The following is a 24,249-nucleotide window of genomic DNA, read 5'->3' on the forward strand; positions in this document are numbered from 1 at the left end:
CGGAGGACAATGGGGGGTCAGACCCCTTGTCCCCGTCCTGTGATATAAGCATCGTTTATGCCGGCAGCACGAACGGTGTCCAGGTGTGTTCTGGCGTTTTTCCGGTTTGAATACGCACCGGCCTGCACGCGATACCATGGCTTTCCGGCTATGCTGGTTTTGGTAATAAAGGCGCTGATGCCATGCGACTTGAGCAGTTCCACCCGCGTGCTGGCGTTTTCTTTTGAGTGAAACCCGCCGGCTATGACTTTGCAAAGTGCTTGATTGGACGCTGCCAGTTTTAATTTAAAGGCTTTTGCCAGCCCGTTCACATGACCGCGTGCCACCGCTTGACGCCACGCTGGGTTCGCCATTTTCCTGGCATCAGCCGGGTTGTCAATAAAGCCGTTTTCGGTCAAAAGCGCCGGCATCGCGGTTTCCCGCAAAACATGGAAATTTGCTTTCTTCAGTCCGCGATCAGGCAGTTCATTGGTTTTCATGACTTCCTTGTGAATGGCACGCTGGTGAGCCGCTGTATCCGACCGGTCAGATAAGCTGCTGTAAATAAAATCTTCATAGCCACGCGCGGCCCCGTTAAACGCGTTGCAGTGAATGGATAAATAAAAATCAGCTCCCCAGCCATTTGCTTCATTTGTTCGTTCCCGGAGGCTTTTTGTCCGGTCATCCGAACGGCTCATGCGAACACGGACCCCTTTATAATCCTGCGTTAAAATCGTCCTGATCCGAAGTGCTATATCGAGATTCAATGTTTTCTCGTTGATGCCTTTTCCTTGAGCGCCAGCGTCCGAACCACCATGCCCCGGGTCTAAGTATAATTTCATCAACCGTCCCCCCTTAGTAATATCGTTTTTCAGAAAGCGAATCACCAGTACCGGCAACAAGCTTTCTTATAACGATAATCGAACGTTTTGCTGAAAAAAGGGGGAAGGTCTAAACAGCCCAACGATTAAACCTTGAAGACTGAGGCACATAAAAAAACCTCAAACTGCAAGGCAGATTGAGGCTTCAAGGTTCTTACTGCTTTTTCAAAACCGGTATCCAGATTTCACTTCTAAAATTAGGGGAAGTGGTATCTTTATCTTCATTCCACAGAATCTCCGGCCCTTCAGTTTGTTCGTAAACAGAAGTCGGGAACCATTCGGAATAGATGCGTCCCCACACGTCCTGTAGGGTGTCCGGGAATGGACCGGCTGCTTCGAAGACGGCCCATGTCATAGCGGGGACTTCGAGGCCGGCGAAGTTTTCCGGATAGTCCTCTGTTGTGGCGACACCAATATAATGATCCAGTTCACCTTTTTCTTCCATACGGCCTTCGGAAAAGTTAGTGGATGCACTGATTAGACCATGCGGTTCCATGTTTGACAGGGCCTTTAACGCATTAATTCGTTCAGGGGTTAAGCTTTTCCACATAGCAGCTATTTCCGGGTTGACCCCGTGGAAAACAATCGGAACGCGCTTCATCAGACCGATAATCCGGAAAGCATCTTTTTCAACGATTCGGTAATTCAATGCACTGCCTCCTTCTACTGTTAATTGGAAAGTCATCCGTGGATAAGCTTTCAGTGGCTGGTCATGGCGTTTTGCTTCAGAAGGGGTAATGCCTTGCACACTTTGAAATGCACGTGTGAATGCATCCGGTGATTGATAGCCGTACTTGATTGCTGCATCAATAACTTTTATACGGCTGGTCTGAAGCTCAAAAGCGGCCAGTGTAAGCCGTCGCTGGCGAATATACTCTGATAAGCTCGTTCCGGCCAAAAAGGAAAACATACGTTGAAAGTGATATGCAGAACAGTGAGCCAGCTCAGCAGCGTAGGCAATATTGATTTCATTTGTCAGGTGCGCTTCTATATAAGCCATCGCATCATTCATTTTTTTAAGCGAATCCATTTGATGACCTCCCTTACTTAACAGATTACCACGATTGAAACAGATAAACCCGACAATTTGTGCCCAATTGTGCAGGGTGAGGATAGCATTTTTGATACTCCTTAAACAAAAAAATCCCCCATCGTTTAAACAGGGGATTCGTCAATGCTATGTCCGGTCCCAGAAACGCTGCATGGCTATGGCAGAGATGAAATCCGCCCCGAAATTGGGATTATTCGCGGCAAAAACGACACCGGCTAGGTTATTTTCCGCTGATGTCTGAATATACGGCTGGCCCGACGAGGCAACGCCAATTGGTTTATAGTGTGAATAGGCGTTTTGTACAAAATACGTCATGTCTTGATTAAATTTTGCTTGATTTTTAGGATTGCCACCAACGACATACAATGTATCATACAGGTAAGGACTTGTTGTTAAAAATGTTTCGTTTACGTTGAGTTGAGCACTATCCGCACCGGATATGGTCCCGAGATGCTCACTTACGATGTCGGTAAAAATGCCGTTTCGCTGCAGCTGGTTTAGGACGTTCGTTACTTCACTGCCGTTAAAACCATCGGTAATCAGGACGCCCGCTTTTTGGGTTGCTGCATACTTAGGCGTGTTGTATTGACTAAGGGAAGGGTAGCTGGCTGAAACGGGTACGTGCGAGCCGCTGGGGTGCCTGACGCCAATATTGTCAGCAACAACACATGCCATTTCTCTATCTACATTAACAAGTAAATCGACATTTTGTTGTCGGACGGATTCACTTCTTACTTTTCCAAGCTGATAGCTGAAGGCTTCGATCGTATGCTGTTTTTCAATAGCGGTCATGCTGTTCCAAAATATGCGGGGTTGTGAAAAATAATCCTTGAACGAATCACTTCTCGCTCTGATTTTGTATCCTTCCACTTTTCCGGGGTAATGCTGGTAACCGCCTTCTTCCGGGGGCACCGTGTATGGTGTGTTGTTTGCGAGCGAGTTTCTGTGATAATTTACTTCATCAACATCGATGCGCTCCCGCATGTAGCCGCGTCGCGTATTGTTATGAAACGGGCAAAGCGGACGGTTGATTGGAAGCTGATCATAGTTGGCACTGCCGAGCCGGTGCTGCTGGGTATCCCGGTACGCCATCAATCTTCCTTGAAGAACAGGGTCATTGGAAAAATCGATGCCTGGTACAACATTTGCTGGATTAAACGCCGCCTGTTCTGATTCGGTAAAATAATTATCGATATTTCGATTTAACGTCATTTTGCCAATCGGCTGACAAGGAACAAGCTCTTCCGGCCAAAATTTCGCAGGGTCGAGGACATCAAAGTCGTATTTAAACTCATCTTCCATGGGGATTAACTGCACGCATAGTTCATACTCCGGGTAAGCCCCCTCATCAATTGCCCGTCTGAGGTCGCGCCTGTGAAAGTCCGGATCCAATCCACCGATTTTCAGGGCCTCATCCTGCAGAAGGGAATGAACACCAAGAAGAGGTTTCCAAACAAACCGTACAAACGTGGCTTCGTTTTGATCATTTACAAATAAATACGTGTTGATGGACCATGACTCCATCATGCGATAGCTTCTTATAATGCCTCGGTCAGACATAATCCACTGCACCATATGGAGTGATTCAGGATTGTTGGCGACATAATCCCAAAAATGATCGTGTGCACCGGTAGCCGTCGGAATGTCATCATCCTGCTTCGATTGGTAGGCATGCATGGCATCGGGAAACTTCATGGCATCCTGATTAATCAGGACGGGCATCGCAATCGTGGTTAGATCGTAATTCCCTTCTTCTGTATACAGTTTGACACCCTGACAACGTAAATCTCTTGCCGTGTCATAGGAGCCTTTAGCCCCTTGCACAGTAGAGAAACGGGTTGTTAGGGGAGTTTTCTTTCCTGCTTCCTGTAAAAAGCCTGCTTTGGTCACATGTTTCATTGACTGATAACATTCAAATTCTCCATGGGCGCTATACCCTCTGGCATGTACTACTCTTTCCGGTATTTCTTCGTGGTTGAAATGGGACATCTTTTCAAAGAACTCATAATCCTCACGCAACGAGGGGCCGCGTATACCGGCTTTTAATTGATCCTGATCCTGTGATCGTTTCTTTCCTTCTTTGGTTGTCATCGGTTTTCCGGTATTTTGGATACGGTATCGATTGAGTTGCTCCTGTTTAGGATTGTTACCGGCAGGATTGGAGTTTCTTGATGACTGATCATCCATGGATGAGCCTCCTTCGTCATAAATATTCCAACACTATATATGCTTATGCTTATTTTGCGGTTACATTCTTATAAATCGAGGTATTATATTCCAGTTTTCGTTAAAACTAATTGCTGACACATATAAAAAGAGGAGTGAAAGCTATATGTTAAAACTGGATACAGGGATTGAAGGTAAACGTGCTTATTTCGGAGACGTCTATAAGATATTTCGCTCCAATGGCTACACATTATGCGGTAATTGGGAATATGACCGTGGGAAATTCGACATGGTATTATGCCGGGAAGGCGGCGAGACAATTTATGTCCGTATTCCGTTTAGTGTTCTCCAGGGGGAACTTGACAGTCCAAGAGCTTTCCTTGAGTTCCGCACACCGTATGTGATTAAGCATGTCGTTAATACAGGGCTTGACTGGGATGAAAATTTGCTTTTGTCCACGACGGGCTTTAACCAGTTCCAGAAACCGCTTGATAAAGATGGTAATATTACTGATAAAAGCAGGTGGGAAGCAGCAGGTGAAGAAGTTGTTCAGGACGTGATGACGTCACTTGATTTGCAGGTTTCGTGAAATGTTGGCCGGATCGATACACATTTTCCAAAACACGAGAAAACAGCCTTTTTCCGATAAAGCGCCGGGAAAAGGCTGTTTTGATTATTCAGTGGGGAGAGCCAACCGCTGCTTACTGTTGTATGTTACTGAAATTCCTGCAGGCGGGTGAATAACTGCTTAACGAAATCGTAAAACACTTCTTCCGTTGGGGAAAATGTTTTTTCTTTTGGTTTGATAATGCCGACTGTCCGTCTGACTTCGAGCAGTTCGAGCGGGATTTTGACCGTCATGCCTGGGATGGACTCATGGAAGGAGCTTTCCGGCAGCAGGGTGACACCAATCCCGGCGGCAACGAGTCCTTTGATGGCGTCAAGATCTTCACCCTCCGCAGAAATCAGCGGGTTGAAGCCTGCTTGCCTGCAAGCATCAATCGTTATTTGATTCAGGACATAACCTTCAGGAAAACTGACAAATTGTTCATGTTTTAAATCGACGAGCGAGATGCTTTCCCTTTCGGCCAACGCGTGGTTGATAGGGAGAAGCGCCACAACCTGCTCGGAAAACAAGATATCGGATTCAATGTCGGGTTCATCTTTAGGAACCGGTCCGAGAAACGCAACTTGAATATCCCCTTTTTTGACAGCATCGATCAAGTAACGATACGAGCCCTGGCGCAATTGAAATTTGGCATTTGGGTAGTCTTTTTTAAAAGCGGAAATCACATTAGGCAGCAGATGACTGGATAAGCTGGTCGGGAAGCCGACTTTGATCGTGCCGCGTTCAGGGTCGAGATACTCATCGACCTGTTTAACGGCATTATCAATCGCTTCCATGGCAACCTTTGCGTAAGCGTAAAAGGTTTTACCAATTTCGGTTAACTTAATATTTCTGCCTTCACGTTTGAACAAATCGACTTCAAGTTCACTTTCAAGATTGGCAATTTGTCTGCTCACCGCTGACTGGGCAACGTGTAAATTGGCAGCAGCTTCGGAAACATGTTCCCGTTCGGCAACCTCCATAAAATAACGCAGTTGACGTAATTCCATCACGATCATCCACCATTCATATCAATAATAGATTGATTATAGCTCAAGTATATAGTGTTTAGATAATTTTGAAAACCTATTATTATAATAGCACGTGGACGCTTCAACGGAGTTTTGTTGGCTGGGGATATCACATGGCGTTTTAAGGGGATCGGGCGAGGACCACGCGAAATTCCGGGCGGATCAATCGAAATCGGGGAAGGACCATGCGAAATTCCGGGGAGATCAATCGAAATCCGGCCGGGACCGCCCGAAATCGGGTCCTCATCACGCGAAATGGGAGCACCACCACGCGAACTCGGCTATGAGCCGGGCGTGCCGCGCGCCGATTCGGTAGTAAATAATATAAAAACACCAATCTTCCGCTAACACGGTTAGTTGGTGTTTTGTTCTGAGCATTATTTATATAATCTGCGTAGTTCCTGACGGGCTTCTTCGGAAAGTGAGCCGCCGATATCCATTAATTCGACAATGTCTTTAAAAGCGCCTTCGGGGATTGCCAAGTCGGCCAGCTCTTCCGGAGAAAAACCTAAATCAATCTCATGTTCCCGGCCTTCTTCTAATTTGATAACAAAATCAGGTTCGGTAACAAATGGGCTCGACATCCCGACCATATCGGAAAATTCGAGAGCGTCGCGTGCTTTTTCCGGTGAGTTAATGCCGCCGGTGGCCATTACCGGGAGACGGCCGGCGAGATGATCGTACACCACTTGATTCATAAATTCACCTTTAAATTTACCTTGACGAATGGTTTGTTTATAAATATTTTTGCCCCAGCTTGCTGTAGCTAAGTAGTGAATGTTGGCTACTTTCAAAATCTCATCCATGAAATAAAGGAAATCTTCTACACTGTAGCCAATGTCATTGCCACGTGTTTCTTCGGGCGTGCCCCTGAATCCGAGAATAAAATCAGCTGGTGCTTCTTCATCGATAACATTTTGAACCGCCTTCATTACTTCGATGCCAAAGCGTGAGCGATTGTCGAGCGTCTGCGGGCCATATTCATCGGCGCGCTGGTTTGAAAAAGTGGACAAAAATGTTTGGATCAACAAACGCTGTGCACTTGAGATTTCAACGCCGTCAAAACCGGCTTTAATCGCACGACGGGTTGCATCTGCATATTGGGTAATGACATGCCGGATTTTACGTGTGCTCATCGGCAAGACGGTATGTTCAACAGGCGTTCTCAAATGCATTTCACTGGGACCATAAACGACCCCGAAGTCTCTGAGCGATATTTTGGAAAAACGTCCGGCATGTGTTAATTGTATAATCGCTTTGGCGCCATCTTTTTTCATAGCCTGTGCAAGGTGTTTAAGTCCTTCGATGCTGCGGTCGTCATCAATACTGAACCCATATTCAAATAATTGCCCGTATTCTTCTATATACGCGGCACCTGTAATTTGCAGTGGTGCTGAACGTGCACGCCGCTCAGCATAGGCCAAGTCTTCTTCCGTCACATACCCTTCAGTGGTTGAGGAATTCGTTATCATCGGGGATAGGACAAAGCGATTATCTAACTCGATCCCGTTTGGCAGACTGATTGTTTTAAATAATGACTTGTATTGTTCGGTTGTCTTCATTTGAATCGTAATCAATTCCCTCCCTGATGTAATGATTATTAACTTAAAAGCTACCACCTGTGCCGGGACGTGTCAATTTAATACAACTTTCGGGAAAATGCCATCCCAAAAACTGTATGAAAGAGTTGGGAGCTAGTGTGAATAATGTTATACTAAATTTTATTATGATTAAAAATTATTAAGAAAGAGGGATAAATTATGAAAAAACGCGCAAATTTCCTGTTTATCGAAAAAAATAATGATGTTTATACGATCAGTATGACACCGGAGTTGCAAGATGATATCGGGACAGTCGGCTTTGTCGAATTCGCAGATGGGGATACCCTTAACGCAGGGGACGCCATATTAAACATTGAAGCATCAAAGACGGTGTTTGAACTGAATTCACCATTGGCCGGTAAAATTGTTGAGCGGAACAATGCAGCCGAGAACGAGCCAACCCTTTTAAACTCGGCCAGGCCTGAAGAAAATTGGGTGGTGAAGTTAACCGAAGTTGATGAAGATGCATTTAACCAATTGGATGAAGCTTAAGTATCGGAGGGCAGGGTATGGACCAGGAAGCTCGGTTGGATTATCTGATTGACTATTTATGGCATAAAAATCCGAAAGCTGACGCACACTTCGGGCAGTATAAAGCAACGAACATAGAAGAAAAAACGGCGTTGTTTCAAGGTTTGTGCAATGTTCGGCAGCCGGAGCCGGTCACGGATGAATTTGTGAAAGTCCAGGATGCGTTTTTAACACAGTGGAATAACGAACGAGAGCTGACGTCATTACGCAATCTAGAAGATGTTCGGCCACAGCTTTATGTATGGCAGGGTGATATAACACGTTTGGCAGTGGATGCGATTGTTAATGCAGCAAACAGTGACATGCTCGGTTGCACTAAAGCCAATCATGAGTGTATCGACAATCGAATACATACCCGTGCAGGCGTGCAATTACGATTGGAATGCCATGAACTGATGAAAGCGCAGGGACGTAAAGAGCCGATGGGCAAAGCAAAAATCACGAAAGCATATAACTTACCGTCAAATTACGTGATACATACCGTCGGCCCGTTTATTGACGCGCGTGGTGTCTCGCCTTTAAAAGAGCAATTACTGGCTTCGTCTTATCAATCGTGTCTGGCATTAGCGGATGCGTATCAGTTGGACACGATTGCTTTTTGCTGTATCTCGACCGGGGAATTTAATTTTCCGAATCAACGTGCAGCTGAAATTGCCATTCAAATGGTGGAAGAATATTTAAGAAAAACGGAGTCCAACCTTCATGTGATTTTTAATGTGTTTAAAGATGAAGATCTGGAAATCTATCAATCATTATTAGCAAAAAACGAATAGGGAGATTGTTATGCCGGAAGTTAAAGGATATTGGCAGACATTGACGGAAAAACCCACAATGTCACAAGCCGATTTATTAAACGAGCTCATTGATGAAGCAGAAGCCGTTGTCATTGGAATTGGTGCGGGCATGTCGGCAGCGGCCGGGTTTACTTATACAGGCAAACGATTTACGGACGCGTTTCCTGATTTTATCGAAAAGTACCGTTTCCTCGATATGCTGCAGGCGAGTTTATTTGAGTTTGAAGACGAACGCGAATATTGGGCGTTTCAAAGCCGCTTCAGCCTGCTGAATTATTTTGACCAGCCGGTCGGGCAGGCGTATATGGATTTGCGCCATATGATCCGAAACAAGAGTTATCATATTATTACAACAAATGCCGATAACGCGTTTTATGCGGCAACATTCGATATGGAGAAAGTTTTCCGCATTCAAGGGGAATATGGATTGTGGCAATGTTCCCGGCACTGCCACCAACAGACGTATCACGACGAAGCGTTAATCCGTGAAATGGCGGATAGGCAGTCGGATCTGAAAATACCGGCCGATCTCGTGCCGTATTGTCCGGAATGTGGCGCACCGTTGGAAGTTAACAAACGTACTGAAGAAAAAGGCATGGTGGAAGATAATCATTTCCATGAACAAAAGAAACGTTATGAGCAATTTTTAGCTGAAAACCAGAACAAAAAAGTGCTTTTTTTGGAAATTGGTGTGGGGCATACTACACCGCAATTCATTAAACATCCCTTCCAGGAGATGACTGAAGAAAATGAGCAAGCATTGTTTGTGACGATGAACCAAAAAGATTACTTCGTGCCGCATGCGATTCGGCCACAAACAGTACGGCTTGATGATGATATTGCTGACGTTTTACATTCAGCAGCATGCAAGGCTTAACGGAGGTAGACAGCACATGTACTTAATTGAATCAAAGCGCAATGGTGAATGGATTTATGATCCCGGCATGATTATGGCTTTACAGGAATATGTGAAAGACAATATTTTTCTGGATGAGGCTATTTTGTTTCCTTATATGATGGACCCGGTCGTTCAAATTGGAAAGTTTCAAAACGCATTTGAAGAAATCAATCAGCCGTATATGGATGACCATGATATTAAAATGATTCGCCGGGAGTCCGGTGGCGGGGCGATTTACCTCGACGACCGCAATATGAGTTTTTGTTTTTTAGTTGACGGTGCGGAAGATATTTATGGAAATTATGCACGGTTGTATGAACCAGCCATTAAAGCGCTTGAGAAGCTGGGTGTCACCCATGTCGAACATAAAGGCCGTAACGATCTAGTCTTAAATGATAAAAAAATCTCTGGTGCAGCGATGACAGTAAAGAATGATCGCGTTTACGCCGGGTACTCGTTATTGCTTGATCCTGATTATGAAGCGATGGTGAACGCCCTGAATCCCAACCAGAAGAAAATTGCCTCACACGGAATTCAGTCTGTCCGCAGCCGGGTAGGGGCTATCCGGGACCATTTGGCACCTGACTATCAGGACATGACGGTTTGGGAGTTTGCCGATTTTATGATGTGTGAGCTGCTTGGCGTTAATGACATCAACGAAGCCAAACGTTATGACTTAACACCGGAAGACTGGGCGGGCGTTGAAAAAATTGCCGCTGAAAAATACCATAACTGGGACTGGAACTACGGCCGTTTCAACCAATTCGAATATCATTTAACCGAACGGTTTCCAATTGGAACGATCAGCATCGGTTTGGGCGTTGAGCGAGGCAAAATCGGTGCAATCGAGATTTCGGGCGACTTTTTCGGGACAAGCGATCTGAACGCCGTGGAAGAAGCCCTGATTGGGGTGCGGTTAAGACGAGACGCTATATTAAATGCGCTTGAGCCGTTGGATTTAATGCATTATTTTGGGGACATAACAAAAGAAGAATTCACCCGTTTTATTCTAAGTGAAAACAGATAAGCGCCGTACCAGGTGGCGGAGGAGAGGTGAGTAAAGGTATGTTCAGTGGAGACGAGCGAATCATTCTAAGCGTCATCGTCGTGGTTTACTTCATTTTTCTGTTCGTGTTTGCGTTATATATGAACCATAAAACGAAAACGTATGAAGATTATAATGTTGCCGGCCGATCGGTTTCAATTTTTCCGATCATTTTAACATTTATCGGAACCGGCGTCGGCGGCTCAACATTGTTGGGTTATATGGAGAATGGCTATCGGTTGGGAATGGGAGAGCAATGGATAAATATCACGATGCTCTTTTGCGTCATCATTTTTGCAACCTTTCTGCTTAAGCGGATCAGACAGCTCGGGGAAGATTATAATATGGTCACAGTCGGTGATTATACGTCATTGCGGTACGGGAAACAAGCGCGTATTCCGACGGTGATCAGTATCTTATTTTCATATTGTGCCATGACCGGCATGCAGTTTGTGGCAATTGCCACGATCCTGAATTTGACCATTGGACTGAATATGACATTGGGAATTTTTATCGGCTGGATATTGCTCACGGTCAAAACGTATTTTGGCGGATTGAAAGCCGTTATCTGGCAGGATGTATTTCACGGAACAATTCAGACAATTGGTCTCATTATCTTGTTTTTAACCGTCCTGATCGCTGCCGGCAGTTGGGAAACCATCACTGAACGAGCTGCCTCTGTTAATCAGGAAAATATGATAAGCATTATAAACATTGGTCCAAGTGAAATTATGGTCTATCTTTTGACGTTAGGTGTGTATCAATTTATCAGACAAGATCTATGGCAGCGTGTTTGGGCAGCGAAAAACATAAAAACGGCTATGAGCGGCTATTGGATTTCCATGATTATTGCCATTGCATTAGCCGCGTTTGTGGTGGCGATTGGTGTATTCAGCCGGTTCGGTTTAAATTTGGAAAATGTCGATCCGGTCCTCATCTATTATGGTGTGATTGGCGATGTTTTTCCTTTTTCTTTCGTCGTTGTCATGATTGTCGTCCTGCTGGCATCGGTGATTTCAACGGCAGACTCATTTTTTCTGGCAGGCTCGTCGTCGATCGTAAACGATATTTTCAAACCGAATTTCAAACAGGCTGATAATCAAACGATGCTGTTTTACAGTAAGATTTCCGTTTTGATCGTATCAGTCATCGCACTTGTGTTAGCCCTGACAGTTCCTGGGCTGGTCAACCTGATGGTGACGGGCACTGCAATGTCTGTTTCAGGGCTGTTGGCACCTGTCATGCTTGGTTTATTCTGGAAACGTGTGACGAAAGCAGCGGGTATTGCGTCGATGTGGGGAGGACTTGTCACAGCTGTTATTTGGCAGATACTGGGCCACCCGTTTGACTTACATCCTATTTTTATCGGCTTGCCATTATCGTTGATTATCCTTTTGACTGTGACGTTTTTAACAAAACAAACGAATGAGTCCAGAGCTGATCATATCGGGAGTGCGGGCTAAAAGGATATCAACCGAAGAAGAGATATATCAACACGAGGGCGGGGATATCAGCAGAAGAACAGGTATATCAACAGAAGACGGGAGATATCAACGGAAGAGCAGATATATCAACAGAAGACGGAAGATATCAACGGAAGAGCAGATATATCAACAGAAGGGTGGGGATATCAGCAGAAGAGCAGATATATCAACGGAAGGCTGAGGATATCAACAGAAGAGCAGATATATCAACACATGACAGAAAATATCAACCCGAAAACACTCCGATAAAATTAAACGAATAAAATCTTGTGTAAATTACAGAAATTCGAGATAATTATGGTAATGCACGTAACGGATTAGCACTAAAACCACTGTTTCAGCAGGGGGATGATACTATGCCATCGTGTGAAAAATGCGGGCACACGTGGAGCTGGAAGCAAACCTTGAAAAAATCGTTCACCCTCGATCCAGCGATGAAATGCCCAAATTGTGGAGAAAAACAATATCAGACACGGAAATCAAGAAAGAAAAGCAGCTTTTTAACCTTCATTATTATATCGCCGTTGCTTCTCAACTTCTTGTTCGACATACCAGGTGTTATTTTGCTTAGTCTGTTTCCTGTTCTGTTCCTTGCCGTGATGGCAATTCACCCTTTTTTAATCAAATTAAGCAGCAAGGAAGAATATATTAATTTTCTTAGTAAATGAACTAAACGCAATCGTCAACAAAGGATTGGCGTCCAATGGTACATAAGGAGTTGATATAATGAATCCTTCTATTGTGGCTGCATTACTAGTCATCTTTATAGCTACGTTGGGCTTAAGATCTAAAAAGAAATAGCAGGAGGGCAGACGAGCGTGCATTTGGTAAACAAATAAAACATGAAAAAAACAGCTGCCTGCTGTGGTTAATCCAGCGGACAGCTGTTTTTTCATGTTTTAAGCAATATAATCTTCTTTTGCGACATTTTTGTTTTCATTCTTAATATAATAACGACCTTTCGTGGCGATAGCCAGTGTCACGGTTAATACAGCAGCCAGAAGTGCTGCGAAAAATGCAGCGGTACTTTGCAGGAATGTCCCCATGAAACCTAATGCGGCTGCGGTTCCCAAAGCGCTTGCCACAATTAAGGAGACGACACCCACGGGATTCCATTTGTACAAATTCTGCTGCCGTGCTTCATAGTAACCAGGACCGAGTTTGAGCAGTTTTTTAACAATAACGGCATCGGTTACCAATATAGCCGCCCACGTCATCAGAAATACCCCCTGGAAAGTCATCACGGTATCCAGATGGTTGACAATGCCTCCGAGCATCAGAATCATCGCCGTTACGCCTGTGACAACAACCCAGAAACGTCTGCCCGGGGTAAATTTAAAAATGTTTTCAAAGAAAGTTGACAGAGACAGCGAGCCACTGTAGATATTCGTAATATTAATCCGTATTTGCGTCAGCATCGTAAATAATGCGCCCCAGATGCCAAGCAGCAGCACAATGTAGACACCAGGGTTCGGTTCACCCAGACGAACGCCGAATAGAATACCAAGACCGCCCATAACACCAAAACAGAAAATCTGTGGAATAAAACCGATGGCAAAAATCCCTATTTTAGTATCTCTTGGTTTTAGAAAACGGGCATAATCCGAGGCGAGCAATGGTGTAAGCCCCATGATGCCGTGCTGCATTCCAATACAAAGCAGTAAAGCCGTTCCGCCGACTTGAACACCTTCAGGCATGTAACTCCAGAAAGCGCCATCATAGGTTGATGGTGTGAGTGCAGCCATAATGATTGCTGCAACCAGGAAAACGAAGAAGAGCGGCAGTGACCATTTTTGCAGTTTGTCCAATTGACTGATTCCGAACCAATTTAATGGAATCACAACTGTTCCAAAGAATACGATCAGCACCCACTCCGGTATGACAGGGAAAAAATGGTGTACGGCAGCTACGAGAATTAAGCCCTCGAGTGCACAATACATAATAAAATTCGTGGCGTAAATAAAAGATGTTAATGAGGCTCCCACATACCCAAATCCGCCGCCGCGGGACAATAGATTAACGTTCATCCCCGATTTTGCGGATAAGTATGCAATAAATGTTCCCAGAATACCTGCGACAACAATAGCATATACAGCTGATATAATAGCATTAATTGCCCCGAATTGAAGGGCCATTACACTTCCCATCTGGAAATAAAAAATCGCTGTGGCTATACCAAACGTAATATTTGTAATGCTTAACCAACCCATGTTTCGTTTGCTGCGCGGAACCCGGTCCAGGGAATAATCAGTATCTGTTTCCTCGTTAGTTTGCTGTTTTGTCTGAACAGATTCCATTGTATCACTCCTATTCTTGTTAAATATTTCACATTCATGTTCTGTTCGAAGTGGGAACTGGAAATTTGCCGCAACGTTATTAAACTTATCACTCAGGTCATAAGGTATCAAATTGAGTAAGACGACATATTTTGTGAAAATAGACGAAGAATTCCACCTATCTACGTTTAACGCCTTTTATCTCCCAATGAAAGCTTGATTTGATTGTGTAATCGCTTACTTGGTAATGCTGGAGCAGTTACTACGTGCGGAGAAAATTTAAGGATATTTAGTAATTCTTAAACTTTTCCGGAAAATGTATTCGCGTTTCGTTCATTTAATTGTATAATAATTCTATAGGATGTTTGCCATGGAGGGATGGCTATGACCGTTAGAAAGGGATATATTTTGTTGACGGATACAGGCACATTATTCACACGATTAATTAGGCTGTATACGAAAAAGCCCTATAATCATGCATCCATCGCGTTTGATTCAAATTTAACCGAAGTCTACAGCTTCGGAAGAAAATCAGCGGGCAACCCCTTTGTCGGCGGTTTTATAAAAGAAGATGTGAACTCCGAATTATTTCACCATGCCGGTTGTGTTATTTATTCATTTACTGCAACCGACGAACAATGGCAAACGATGAACCGTTATTTAAAAACGATTGAAGCACAAAAAGAAGATTATCGCTACAATTGTTTAGGTTTAATCGGATTTATCGTCAAACGGCCAATCAATCGAAAAAAAGCTTTCTTTTGTTCACAGTTTGTCGCCTCTATACTCAACGAATGCAACATTGTCGACTTTGGCAAGCCTTTGTCCCTTATCTCACCAGGTGACTTGCAAAATCTGGCTGAATTTCAATTAATCTATCAAGGCGCATTAAAAGGTTATCACGAAAAACGACATTTCCTCGCATCGTACGTAACACCCCCTATATTGGAAACCGAACGGCATAAAAGCCGTATCTGACACGCTGACAAACCAGCAATCGACGTTAAACTGCCATCACATCACCCAGAATAAACACCCTTTTTTCCTGAAAACGGCGTGTATGTCCAATTATCCAGTCCCTTCGTTTCATACACTAATAACGCAACCCAATGCAAATCAGAAGGGAGCTTAGCACATGAAACTTTACCTCGATCCCGGGCATGGCGGATCGGAATCGGGTGCCCGGGGCAATGGCTTATTGGAAAAAGACATCGTGTTGGACATCGCGCAGCGGATCCGGACGATTCTGAATGCCGATTATGACGATGTTGAAGTCAAGATGAGCCGATCGGCCGATATTACGAAAAGCCTCAGCCAACGAACCACTGAAGCCAATAACTGGGGTGCGGATTATTACCTGAGTATTCATTGCAACGCCTTTAACGGGTCAGCGCGAGGGTATGAGGACTATATATTCAGCGGTTTATCAGATGATTCGTCGACTGCCCGGTACAGGGATATCATGCACGAAGAATTGATAGCCATAAACCGACTACCTGACCGCGGAAAGAAAAAAGCCAACTTTCATGTCCTGCGTGAAACAACGATGTCCGCGCTTCTAACCGAGAATGGTTTTATCGACAACGATGCGGATGCCCGATTGATTAGTGATCCATCGTGGCGACAGCGTGTCGCACAGGGTCATGTGAACGGCCTTGCACGCGCATTTGATTTGCAGCAGAACCAAGGTAATGGCACGCTTTATAAAATAATTGCCGGATCCTTCCGGTCAAGAGAAAATGCCCAAAGGCGGGCGGCTGAACTCCAATCACAAGGAATTGAATCGTTTATTGTGCCATTTTCAGCTAACGGCACGCAATGGCACCGTGTGCAAGCCGGCGCTTTCGCTTCACGAGCGAATGCAGAGACACATCTTGCACGAGTGAGAGAAGCCGGCGTTGAAGATGCTTTTATTATCACGGAAACCAACGGGCCGGAAAACGGTGAAACAGAAGGCTATTCGATTGCCGGGGAAACCTACCTTTCCCCCGAATTAATGGACCAATACGTGAAACAGGTCAATTCTGAAGCCCCCGAACTTGGCCGTTATTATCTCGAATTCGGCGACCATTATGGAATCAGGGGGGATATTGCTTTCGCGCAGGCGTTGCATGAAACCGACTTTCTTCGGTTCACCGGGGTAGTCCAGCTCGAACAGAACAACTTTGCCGGGATAGGTGCCACTGGAGCGGAGGAGCAGGGGGCAAGTTTTGAGTCCGAACGACAAGGTGTTCTTGCTCATATTCAGCACCTGTACGCCTATGCTTCCGATGAACCCCTTCCGGATGGTCATCCATTGGCGGATCCACGGTTTGATTTGGCAGATCGAGGCTCTGCACCGGCGTGGACCGATCTGAATGGGAAGTGGGCTGTGCCGGGGGATCAATACGGGCAGTCCATTTTGGATATTTATGAACGAATGGTCAACGACGCCACAAGCATTTTGGAAGAAATTGTGGAGCAAATAGGGGAGTAAGCTATTTTTCGCGCTTTTTCCAATCAGTTGCACAAAATTTTATGTGAACGCGACTGTCTGTAAAAAAATGCTTGACATTCGCGTCCAATTAGCACATAATAATTTTTAAAATCGATCTAACGTGAAGTGTTGACAGGGGCCAGTAAATAGACCCTGAAACGAAAGAGAACGGAGTCCATCGGCTGTAAGGCTCCAGCGGTTTTCAGGCTATTGAACCTACTCCTTAAGCTTGCCGGGCGAATAACCCGGCCGTTCCCCTGCGTTAACGGGCACGAGAGGGCATCATGCACATCTGATGCCAAAAAAGGTGGTACCGCGGAGCGTGAGACGCTTTTTTCGTCCTTTGCAGCTTTATGCAACGGATGGGAAAGCGTCTTTTTAGTTGGCAGAAAAGAGGTATGACAGATGGCAAAAAAACGTATTGTCGTGAAAATCGGCAGCAGTTTGTTAACAAATAAAAATGGTGGTCTCAGCGAGAGCAAACTGAACGAACACGCAGACGCGTTGGCCTATTTAAAAAAACAAGGCCATGAAGTGATTCTCATTTCTTCAGGTGCAGTCGCGGCGGGCTTCAGCGAGCTTGGTTATCCGTCCCGACCTGTAACGCTTGCAGGCAAACAAGCGACAGCGGCGGTCGGCCAGGGGCTGCTCGTACAAGCCTATACCAAAACATTAAAGGATCACGGCATCGTCGCCGCGCAGCTGCTGTTAACGCGCAATAACTTTGGCAATCAGGCGCAATACAGCAACGTGTACAGCACGTTGACCGAGCTGTTAAAGCGTTCGGTTTTGCCGATTATCAACGAAAATGATTCGGTAGCGGTTGATGAATTGACATTCGGCGATAATGATATGCTCTCGGCGTTGGTAAGCGGCCTCGTTCATGCCGATTTTTTAATCATGCTGACGGATATTAACGGCGTGTATAAAAGCAATCCAAACGTAGATTCAACCGCCAAGCGTTACGATTTTCTGCCGGCGATCACCGACGAATTATTCCGTTATACGAAAAACAAGTCAAGTTCAAAGGTCGGAACAGGCGGCATGACATCGAAACTATCAGCAGCACAGACAGCCTTGTCACTTGGTGTTCCTGCCTTCGTCGGCACCGGCAGCGGTGAAGAAAAATTAATGCATATAGTGAATGGCCACGGCGACGGCACTTATATCGGGGACAGCAGCACGCACAATTTGAAAAAGCCCGAGCAATGGATTGCGTTTCATTCATCAATTTCGGGAAAAATTGAAGTTGATGAGGGCGCCGAGCAGGCGATTATTTCGCATGGTAAAAGCTTGCTGCCTGCGGGGACGAAGGCATTTGAAGGTGTTTTCGACGCAGGGGACGTCGTCGAAATTATTAACAGCGAAAAAGCGGTTATCGGCAAAGGTCAGGTCAATTATTCATCGGAAGACTTAAGTGCTGTCAAAGGGATGGCAAGTGAAACAGCCATGCGTAAAACAGACCGGCACCGGCCCGAAGTGATTCACCGCGACCGATTAATATTAACGTTAAGAGAGGAGAACGCTTTATGAGTGATCTGATGGCAAAAGCAGCAAAAGCAAAGAGCTCTGCGCAAGGACTTGGGGTGAAAACAACCGAACAAAAGAACGCGGCATTGCATCGCATCGCGGAACAACTAAGCAGCGAAACCGAATTTATTATTGCTGAAAACAAAAAGGATATCGAAAGTGCCAAAAAGAAAGGTTTTCAAACATCGCTGATTGACCGCCTCATCCTGAACGAACAGCGTATTCAGGACATGGCCGATGCATTGAAGCAGCAGGCCGAATTGAACGATCCAATCGGTGATGTATTGGAATCGTGGGAACGTCCGAACGGCCTCACAATTGACAAAGTGAGTGTCCCGCTCGGTGTTATCGGGATGATATATGAAGCACGGCCCAACGTCACAGTAGACGCCGCAAGCCTTTGCCTGAAAACCGGCAACGCTGTGTTACTGCGCGGCAGTTCGTCAGCCGCACATTCGAACAAAGCGCTTGTGGACGTGATCCACCGTGCACTTGAACAATCGGATCTTCCCGCTGATGCTGTGCAGCTGCTTGAGGACAACAGCCGGGAGACCGCTTCTGAAATGTTCAAGCTCAATGACTATCTCGACGTTTTGATTCCGCGCGGCGGCAAGAATCTTATCAAAACCGTTGTCGAACAATCATCGGTTCCCGTATTGGAAACGGGTTCAGGCAATTGCCACGTGTTTATCGATGAAAGCGCCGATAAACAAATGGCGATAGATATCACCGTTAATGCGAAAACCCAGCGCCCATCTGTCTGTAACGCTGCCGAAACAGTGGTTGTCCATGAAGCGTGGGCCGAAAAGCATTTACCGGAACTTGTACAGGCTTTGAAAGAACATGATGTTGACGTACGTGGCGATGACAAAGCACAGGCCATTGTCGACAATCTGACACCGGCGACAGAAGAAGACTGGGCAACCGAATTTCTGGATACGATTATCGCAGTCAAAATTGTTTCCGGTGTGCAGGAAGCGATAGAACATATTAATCAGTACGGCACGAGCCACTCAGAGGCAATCGTAACAGAATCTGACGACAACATGCTCGCGTTCTTTAATAACGTGGATGCTGCAGCCTTGTATCATAACGCGTCGACGCGTTTCACGGATGGCTTCGAATTCGGTTTCGGCGCGGAAATCGGCATCAGCACCCAAAAACTGCACGCTCGCGGCCCGATGGGACTCCCTGCATTAACCTCAACGAAATATATCATTCGTGGTAAGGGACAGATTAAAGCGTAGGGTAATGTCGTGTAGATAACCGTCTGTTTGATGAAGGAGGCCGTTTGGTTTACGTGCACCAAACGGCCTTTTAAAAATAACGTTTATCGGACGTGAGATGATATGGCTGCCTATCCCTTCCGTTTTGCTATATCGGTTCGGTCACTTGCGAGTGGCGGCTGTTCCATCCATCCGTGTTGAATCATGACGTTGGCGGCGTCCTCCACATATAATCCAGTACTTGCAAGAAAGCGGGCATACATGGCACCGATATCACGTCTGCCGTTCAGAGATGAAGCGTTGGCATATGACCTGATTTTCATGGAAAACATGTCAATTTTATGTGATAATATAAGTTTGTCTGAAAAAGGTGAAAACGTGGACGTCATTACCTGATCATCCAATAATGGAGGTGAGGGCAAATTATCCCTATTGAGCATCTCTTTGCACCCCATTATATGTCGATTCGTAATCTTTTTCCCTCTTAACATTAACTGCTTGACTTCATTCGTTTTAGCCACTTGGCTGAATCCGATTAACAGCGCTTTACTTGTAATATCGTCTTCAATATTGTCATAAAGATGTGTAATCTCCATTGCATGAGGCGGTCTGACTTCTCCAAAAAAACCGGCAAGAAAACGCTGCTTTTCAACAAAGTCAACTTTTTCCGGAATCGGGATGAACGGAGGTTTCACCGTGAGCCCTTTGGTAAGTAACAAATCGTTAACCTCATTCAATAAAGCGACGGTAGCATGAAGTGTATCCCCAAAAAAATCGCGTATGTCTTTTCGCGTTATGAGTGGAATGGCGATCGAATAAATACTCATTCCCGCCTTACTCGTATACTTTAAGTAACGCAGATAAAACGCATCTGCAAACAACCTTGGCGCACCTAAGTTCACGTCTTCTTTCGTAAATCCGATCGGGAGGGGAAAATTTTCCTGAATAAATATTTCTTTAATACGCTTTACAATTTTTTGGCTTAAATCGAGCGCATTCTCCAAAACACTCTTGATATCGGGGTCATTGACGTGTTGGAGATAGTAGCTGAGTACACGTTCCGCCATCGTGTTTCCTGCATATGTCGCCCAAAGTTTTCCAATTTCAGCAGACGTTAATCTGATATGATCGGGGTTATAATCCATTATACGACCTCCAAATGATAAACGATCCATAATTACTATGTCCTTTTTTGTCGAATTTATGCGCTTCTGGTGAATAAAAATACATAGTCAATGAATAAACCAGAAAGAAATGCTGGGCTGCAATTTGTGTTAAATAACCATCTTTTGGCTCAAACTATAGCGCGGAGGTGGTTAATATGGCCAAAAATAAGAAAAGAACAGATGGATTCAGTGACGAGCAGGCGGTGAAGAAGGATCTTACGCGTAAGTATGATCATGAATTTGCCAACGAGCCGCTGACTGAAAATGAAAAAGCGAATAATAAAAAAACAAAAAAGCGGCAGTGAACAGAATGGGAAGTGGTTTTGGCCACTTCCTTAGTTGTTAAGGTGATTACTGGATAGGACTGCTGCAGCTAACAGAGCTGCTCTTTATGTGATGAGTTCGCGTGCGGCATTATGAGCGGCTTTCAGAAAGGGATTGTGCTTCTTCTGGTTTCTGGTCAGAGGTGAGATAGCTATTTTGGTGTTTGGATGTTGGCGTGAAGTCTGTTCAAATGTGTCGATTAATTCCTTCTGTGCTATTTTGAGGCAGCTATTTTTGAAAGAGGTTCTTTGCGTCAGGATATTGTCAATATAATCCAAATCGCTATAGATCAGCACAATTGAATAATTTCCTCTGACGTTTTGAGGGAATTTTTTCAGCGCACTGATGATTGCTATGACCTCTGCAAATACGGGCATTGAACAATCGCTTGTTTTGTTAATCAAATGATATTTCTTCGTCACGGTCCCTTTGTAAACATAGCAGAAACCCGCAGCCATCTTGTTCTGTCTATTCACCGATGCATCACAATAAATCGTTATAACATCCCAGTTGAAGTATTGGTCGTAAATCCAATCCTTATGTTCTTGTTTAATTAGTTCCTTCGATCTTCCCCAAAAATCAGGTAGTGTCGGCGCAGACTTTTTGCTGTTTTTTTGTCTCATTATTTAATCTCCTCAACAACTGGAATGGTGAAGACAGTATAATAAGAAAGGCGGGGCAGGGGACGTGTCTTCTCACTGTTTCTTTCTTTCGCTCTTATTTTCTTTAATCTGCTTAATCCATTCATCAATCTGGTCTTTTGTCCACCCAGCTTTGTCCCCAATCATGACAGCAGGTTCAGGCAATTTATCTCTCCCTTTGTAAACGGATAATTGCCGTGTGCTGTAATGCATCCCTTCTTCTTTGGCAATGTCAGCAAACTCTTTTAGTCCATAGTATTGCAGCGGTTTTCTGGAAGTCATTTAATCCACCTCGGTTGCATCAGCTATTTTTGTTTTTCTTCCAGCGTGTTTTGTACAAAAGCATAAATGTCGACAGGGTGATGAGCATTGAAGCGATGGAAATAACAATCGCCGCTGTCAGCATCGGATCAACTCCTTGACAAATGTGGTATGGCAAGGGTATGATAAGCATATAATAGTGGTGAGGCAAGGGGGATAGCCCCCTTTAACCTCAGTTGTTTGTTTTTGAATCCTTCTCCGGTTGGCTCGGAGGCGGATTCTTTTCTTTTTGGCTGAGCAAGTCCCTATACGTTGTTACGACTGACGTAACAAAACCAACAATCGCCGTATTAAGGCCTAAAACAGCCGTTAGAAGCGCAATCTCATCCACTATTATCACCCCCTTTCTAAAAGAGGGCAGGGCATCTATCATACCCTTGCTATAAAGATATACTATGGTGTTGTATAAGTCAACGATTAAATATCAGAATTTTCTTTTACTAATGGAGAGGGACCCGAGACTGCCGAAAGTGAAACCTCCGTGCAACAGCAGGCGTCGCCTCAGAAACAGAAGGGACTGTAACGTATACATTGCCCAAATAGCTGTCTTGCTTGCCAAAGGGCCAGCTTCTCATGTCACTGCGTGTGATGAGAAGCTGGCCTATTTCCCCGTTGGATTAAATCGCCTTGTTAGCCGACAACTAATCGAAATGAGTCGCCTCGCTTACAGGTTGGCTTTCAAAAAAGATATGACGTGGTCGAATGCCTTTATGACAGCCGGGTTCTCCATATTCGCATCAAATGAATGTTCACCATTTGGAATGGTTATGAGTTCGGTCGTGATGCCGGCATTTGACAGTGCTTTCTGCATGTTTACCGATTCCTGATAGGGAACGTCTTTGTCTGCGTCACCGTGCAGCAATAGGGTCGCCGGAAAATCAGCCTCGATGTTATCCACAGGCGAATACGCGCTAAGTTTTGCCTTGTCGAACTTGGCGTCCCAAGATGTTACATAATCGATCCATTTTCCTTGCTGCCGGCAATATAAGTAAATTCCATACCGTCGCTGGATGGGCGCTTCTGAGATTGTTTTTGCCTGAATTAATTGTTTCGCCAGGTTTTCCGGCACGTTGGTCATCTTTAGAAAATGGGGTGAGGGCTTGGTATACCAATCACCATAGATACTCCCATAGCCGTAAAACGATACGATGGCTTTCGGCTTGACAGGCATCGTTCCGGACAGAAGCGCCAGATACCCTCCTGCAGAACTGCCGGTGACGGCGATTTTATCAGCGTACGATGGGCAATATGGCATTATCGCCGGTTTCCTGGCCCTGCGCTATTTGAAAGAAAAATATGGTGCGCCGCTGAGGAACCTGGAAGTCGTTTCAATGGCTGAAGAAGAAGGAAGCCGTTTCCCTTACTCGTACTGGGGATCGAATAATATTGTCGGACAAGCGAAAGCAGAAGATGTTCAAGGCATCAAAGATTTCGAAGGGACATCGTTTGACGATGCGATCCAACAGGCCGGCTTCGGTTATAAAAAAGATCCGGAAGCGATTCGCTCTGACTTGAAATCTTTTGTGGAAATTCATGTTGAGCAAGGGAACGTTCTGGAGAAAGAAAATATACCGGTCGGAATTGTGCAGCATATTGTGGGGCAGCGCCGATACACGATTACTGTAAATGGTGAAGCGAACCATGCAGGCACCACCCCGATGGGATACCGGGCCGATGCCATGAATGCCGCTTCCCGCATGACGTGTGCGATTAACGATATGGCCGTTGCTGAAGGGGATCCGTTAGTGGCAACAGTCGGGTCCATGTACCTTGAACCGAATACGGTCAATGTTGTACCGGGCAAAGCGACGTTCACAATCGATATCAGACATACCGAAAAAGACGCCTTAATGGATTTCACAGCAGCTGTGGAAGCTAAATTACAGGAAATCGCAGAACAAATCGGTGTTGACGTGGCGATTGACCTATGGATGGATGCCGATCCTGTACCGATGGATCAGGACATCGTCAAGGTTATGCAAAAGCAGTGTGATGAAAATGATGTGCACTATAAGCTGATGCACAGCGGTGCCGGGCACGATGCCCAGGTAATCGCACCCGTCATTCCGACAGCCATGCTTTTTGTCCCAAGCCATAAAGGAATCAGTCATAATCCGAAAGAGTACACGAACCCCGAACATTTGGCGGAGGGTGTACAAGCGTTAATTCATACGTTATATGAATTAGGCTATGCCGAATAGAAACGGCGAGCGTTAATCAA

26 protein-coding genes are annotated in these 24,249 nt (G+C 45.1%); 14 read left to right on the forward strand and 12 right to left on the reverse strand.

The window, feature by feature from the left end:
* Positions 1–17: 17 nt before the first annotated feature.
* From BMZ22_RS01020 to BMZ22_RS01030, 3 genes are all read right to left on the reverse strand, one after another.
* Positions 18–821, reverse strand: coding sequence for an N-acetylmuramoyl-L-alanine amidase (locus BMZ22_RS01020; protein WP_090080130.1), 804 nt, complete (start codon positions 819–821; stop codon positions 18–20).
* Between the two features lie 193 nt (positions 822–1,014).
* Positions 1,015–1,890, reverse strand: coding sequence for an AraC family transcriptional regulator (locus BMZ22_RS01025; RefSeq protein ID WP_090080132.1), 876 nt, complete (start codon positions 1,888–1,890; stop codon positions 1,015–1,017).
* A gap of 147 nt (positions 1,891–2,037) precedes the next feature.
* Positions 2,038–4,098, reverse strand: a complete 2,061-nt coding sequence (locus tag BMZ22_RS01030; RefSeq protein WP_090080134.1) for a catalase — start codon at positions 4,096–4,098, stop codon at positions 2,038–2,040.
* Between the two features lie 145 nt (positions 4,099–4,243).
* Here BMZ22_RS01030 and BMZ22_RS01035 point away from each other — a divergent pair, with 145 nt between their 5' ends.
* Entirely contained in the window at positions 4,244–4,666 is a 423-nt protein-coding gene (locus BMZ22_RS01035; protein ID WP_090080137.1) for a YugN family protein, read from the forward strand.
* Between the two features lie 125 nt (positions 4,667–4,791).
* Here BMZ22_RS01035 and gltC read toward each other — a convergent pair whose 3' ends face one another.
* The gene (gltC, locus tag BMZ22_RS01040) at positions 4,792–5,694 is read right to left on the reverse strand and encodes a glutamate biosynthesis transcriptional regulator GltC (RefSeq protein WP_090080138.1); all 903 of its coding nucleotides are present in this window, start codon (positions 5,692–5,694) and stop codon (positions 4,792–4,794) included.
* A 117-nt stretch (positions 5,695–5,811) separates the two neighbouring features.
* On the opposite strand from gltC, the gene BMZ22_RS01045 reads away from it, so the two are divergent.
* Positions 5,812–6,063, forward strand: a complete 252-nt coding sequence (locus BMZ22_RS01045; RefSeq protein ID WP_090080140.1) for a hypothetical protein — start codon at positions 5,812–5,814, stop codon at positions 6,061–6,063.
* Between the two features lie 29 nt (positions 6,064–6,092).
* Here the strand turns inward: BMZ22_RS01045 and BMZ22_RS01050 are convergent, their stop codons facing one another.
* A complete protein-coding gene (locus tag BMZ22_RS01050; RefSeq protein ID WP_090080608.1) occupies positions 6,093–7,277 on the reverse strand; it encodes an NADH-dependent flavin oxidoreductase in 1,185 nt (394 codons plus the stop codon).
* Between the two features lie 198 nt (positions 7,278–7,475).
* Here BMZ22_RS01050 and BMZ22_RS01055 point away from each other — a divergent pair, with 198 nt between their 5' ends.
* From BMZ22_RS01055 to BMZ22_RS01080, 6 genes are all read left to right on the forward strand, one after another.
* A complete protein-coding gene (locus BMZ22_RS01055; protein ID WP_090080142.1) occupies positions 7,476–7,808 on the forward strand; it encodes a glycine cleavage system H family protein in 333 nt (110 codons plus the stop codon).
* A gap of 17 nt (positions 7,809–7,825) precedes the next feature.
* The gene (locus BMZ22_RS01060; protein ID WP_090080144.1) at positions 7,826–8,620 is read left to right on the forward strand and encodes a protein-ADP-ribose hydrolase; all 795 of its coding nucleotides are present in this window, start codon (positions 7,826–7,828) and stop codon (positions 8,618–8,620) included.
* Positions 8,621–8,630: 10 nt separating this feature from the next.
* Positions 8,631–9,518, forward strand: coding sequence for an SIR2 family NAD-dependent protein deacylase (locus BMZ22_RS01065; protein ID WP_090080147.1), 888 nt, complete (start codon positions 8,631–8,633; stop codon positions 9,516–9,518).
* 16 nt (positions 9,519–9,534) lie between these two features.
* Positions 9,535–10,566 carry a lipoate--protein ligase gene (gene lplA, locus BMZ22_RS01070; RefSeq protein ID WP_090080148.1) on the forward strand — a complete coding sequence of 344 codons (1,032 nt, stop codon included), beginning with the start codon at positions 9,535–9,537 and terminating at the stop codon, positions 10,564–10,566.
* Positions 10,567–10,592: 26 nt separating this feature from the next.
* Entirely contained in the window at positions 10,593–12,047 is a 1,455-nt protein-coding gene (locus tag BMZ22_RS01075) for a sodium:solute symporter family protein (protein WP_245745108.1), read from the forward strand.
* Between the two features lie 377 nt (positions 12,048–12,424).
* Positions 12,425–12,736, forward strand: coding sequence for a TIGR04104 family putative zinc finger protein (locus tag BMZ22_RS01080; protein WP_090080152.1), 312 nt, complete (start codon positions 12,425–12,427; stop codon positions 12,734–12,736).
* Here the strand turns inward: BMZ22_RS01080 and BMZ22_RS17060 are convergent.
* Together BMZ22_RS17060 and BMZ22_RS01085 are read right to left on the reverse strand one after the other, a co-directional pair.
* Positions 12,695–12,964, reverse strand: a complete 270-nt coding sequence (locus BMZ22_RS17060; protein ID WP_218144016.1) for a hypothetical protein — start codon at positions 12,962–12,964, stop codon at positions 12,695–12,697. The genes BMZ22_RS01080 and BMZ22_RS17060 overlap by 42 nt on opposite strands.
* Positions 12,965–12,967: 3 nt before the next feature.
* Positions 12,968–14,365, reverse strand: coding sequence for a purine-cytosine permease family protein (locus BMZ22_RS01085; protein WP_090080153.1), 1,398 nt, complete (start codon positions 14,363–14,365; stop codon positions 12,968–12,970).
* Positions 14,366–14,728: 363 nt separating this feature from the next.
* Here BMZ22_RS01085 and BMZ22_RS01090 point away from each other — a divergent pair, with 363 nt between their 5' ends.
* From BMZ22_RS01090 to BMZ22_RS01105, 4 genes are all read left to right on the forward strand, one after another.
* Complete coding sequence (locus BMZ22_RS01090; protein ID WP_177183317.1) at positions 14,729–15,322, forward strand: C40 family peptidase; 594 nt, start codon at positions 14,729–14,731, stop codon at positions 15,320–15,322.
* Positions 15,323–15,479: 157 nt separating this feature from the next.
* The gene (locus BMZ22_RS01095; protein ID WP_090080155.1) at positions 15,480–16,820 is read left to right on the forward strand and encodes an N-acetylmuramoyl-L-alanine amidase; all 1,341 of its coding nucleotides are present in this window, start codon (positions 15,480–15,482) and stop codon (positions 16,818–16,820) included.
* Positions 16,821–17,225: 405 nt separating this feature from the next.
* Entirely contained in the window at positions 17,226–18,353 is a 1,128-nt protein-coding gene (proB, locus tag BMZ22_RS01100; RefSeq protein ID WP_090080157.1) for a glutamate 5-kinase, read from the forward strand.
* A complete protein-coding gene (locus BMZ22_RS01105) occupies positions 18,350–19,597 on the forward strand; it encodes a glutamate-5-semialdehyde dehydrogenase (RefSeq protein WP_090080160.1) in 1,248 nt (415 codons plus the stop codon). Before proB ends, BMZ22_RS01105 begins: the two co-directional genes overlap by 4 nt.
* A gap of 110 nt (positions 19,598–19,707) precedes the next feature.
* On the opposite strand, the gene BMZ22_RS01110 is transcribed toward BMZ22_RS01105, so the two are convergent.
* Positions 19,708–20,721, reverse strand: a complete 1,014-nt coding sequence (locus BMZ22_RS01110) for a DUF3231 family protein (RefSeq protein ID WP_245745109.1) — start codon at positions 20,719–20,721, stop codon at positions 19,708–19,710.
* A gap of 176 nt (positions 20,722–20,897) precedes the next feature.
* On the opposite strand from BMZ22_RS01110, the gene sspO reads away from it, so the two are divergent.
* Entirely contained in the window at positions 20,898–21,047 is a 150-nt protein-coding gene (gene sspO / locus BMZ22_RS01115) for a small acid-soluble spore protein O (protein ID WP_090080163.1), read from the forward strand.
* An 84-nt stretch (positions 21,048–21,131) separates the two neighbouring features.
* Here the strand turns inward: sspO and BMZ22_RS01120 are convergent, their stop codons facing one another.
* The 4 genes from BMZ22_RS01120 to BMZ22_RS01130 all read right to left on the reverse strand — a co-directional run bounded on the left by BMZ22_RS01120 (position 21,132) and on the right by BMZ22_RS01130 (position 23,283).
* Positions 21,132–21,689, reverse strand: a complete 558-nt coding sequence (locus tag BMZ22_RS01120; RefSeq protein ID WP_090080165.1) for an RNase H family protein — start codon at positions 21,687–21,689, stop codon at positions 21,132–21,134.
* 72 nt (positions 21,690–21,761) lie between these two features.
* On the reverse strand, positions 21,762–21,989 hold the full coding sequence (locus BMZ22_RS01125) for a hypothetical protein (RefSeq protein WP_090080167.1): 228 nt from the start codon (positions 21,987–21,989) through the stop codon (positions 21,762–21,764).
* Between the two features lie 211 nt (positions 21,990–22,200).
* Complete coding sequence (locus BMZ22_RS16845; RefSeq protein ID WP_177183318.1) at positions 22,201–22,359, reverse strand: hypothetical protein; 159 nt, start codon at positions 22,357–22,359, stop codon at positions 22,201–22,203.
* Positions 22,360–22,692: 333 nt separating this feature from the next.
* Positions 22,693–23,283, reverse strand: coding sequence for a prolyl oligopeptidase family serine peptidase (locus BMZ22_RS01130; RefSeq protein WP_090080168.1), 591 nt, complete (start codon positions 23,281–23,283; stop codon positions 22,693–22,695).
* On the opposite strand from BMZ22_RS01130, the gene BMZ22_RS01135 reads away from it, so the two are divergent.
* The gene (locus BMZ22_RS01135) at positions 23,243–24,229 is read left to right on the forward strand and encodes a hydantoinase/carbamoylase family amidase (protein ID WP_245745110.1); all 987 of its coding nucleotides are present in this window, start codon (positions 23,243–23,245) and stop codon (positions 24,227–24,229) included. The genes BMZ22_RS01130 and BMZ22_RS01135 overlap by 41 nt on opposite strands.
* Positions 24,230–24,249: the final 20 nt, after the last annotated feature.

The sequence above is a fragment of the Lentibacillus persicus genome (assembly GCF_900112705.1).
Classification (GTDB): Bacteria; Bacillota; Bacilli; order Bacillales; family Amphibacillaceae; genus Lentibacillus; species Lentibacillus persicus.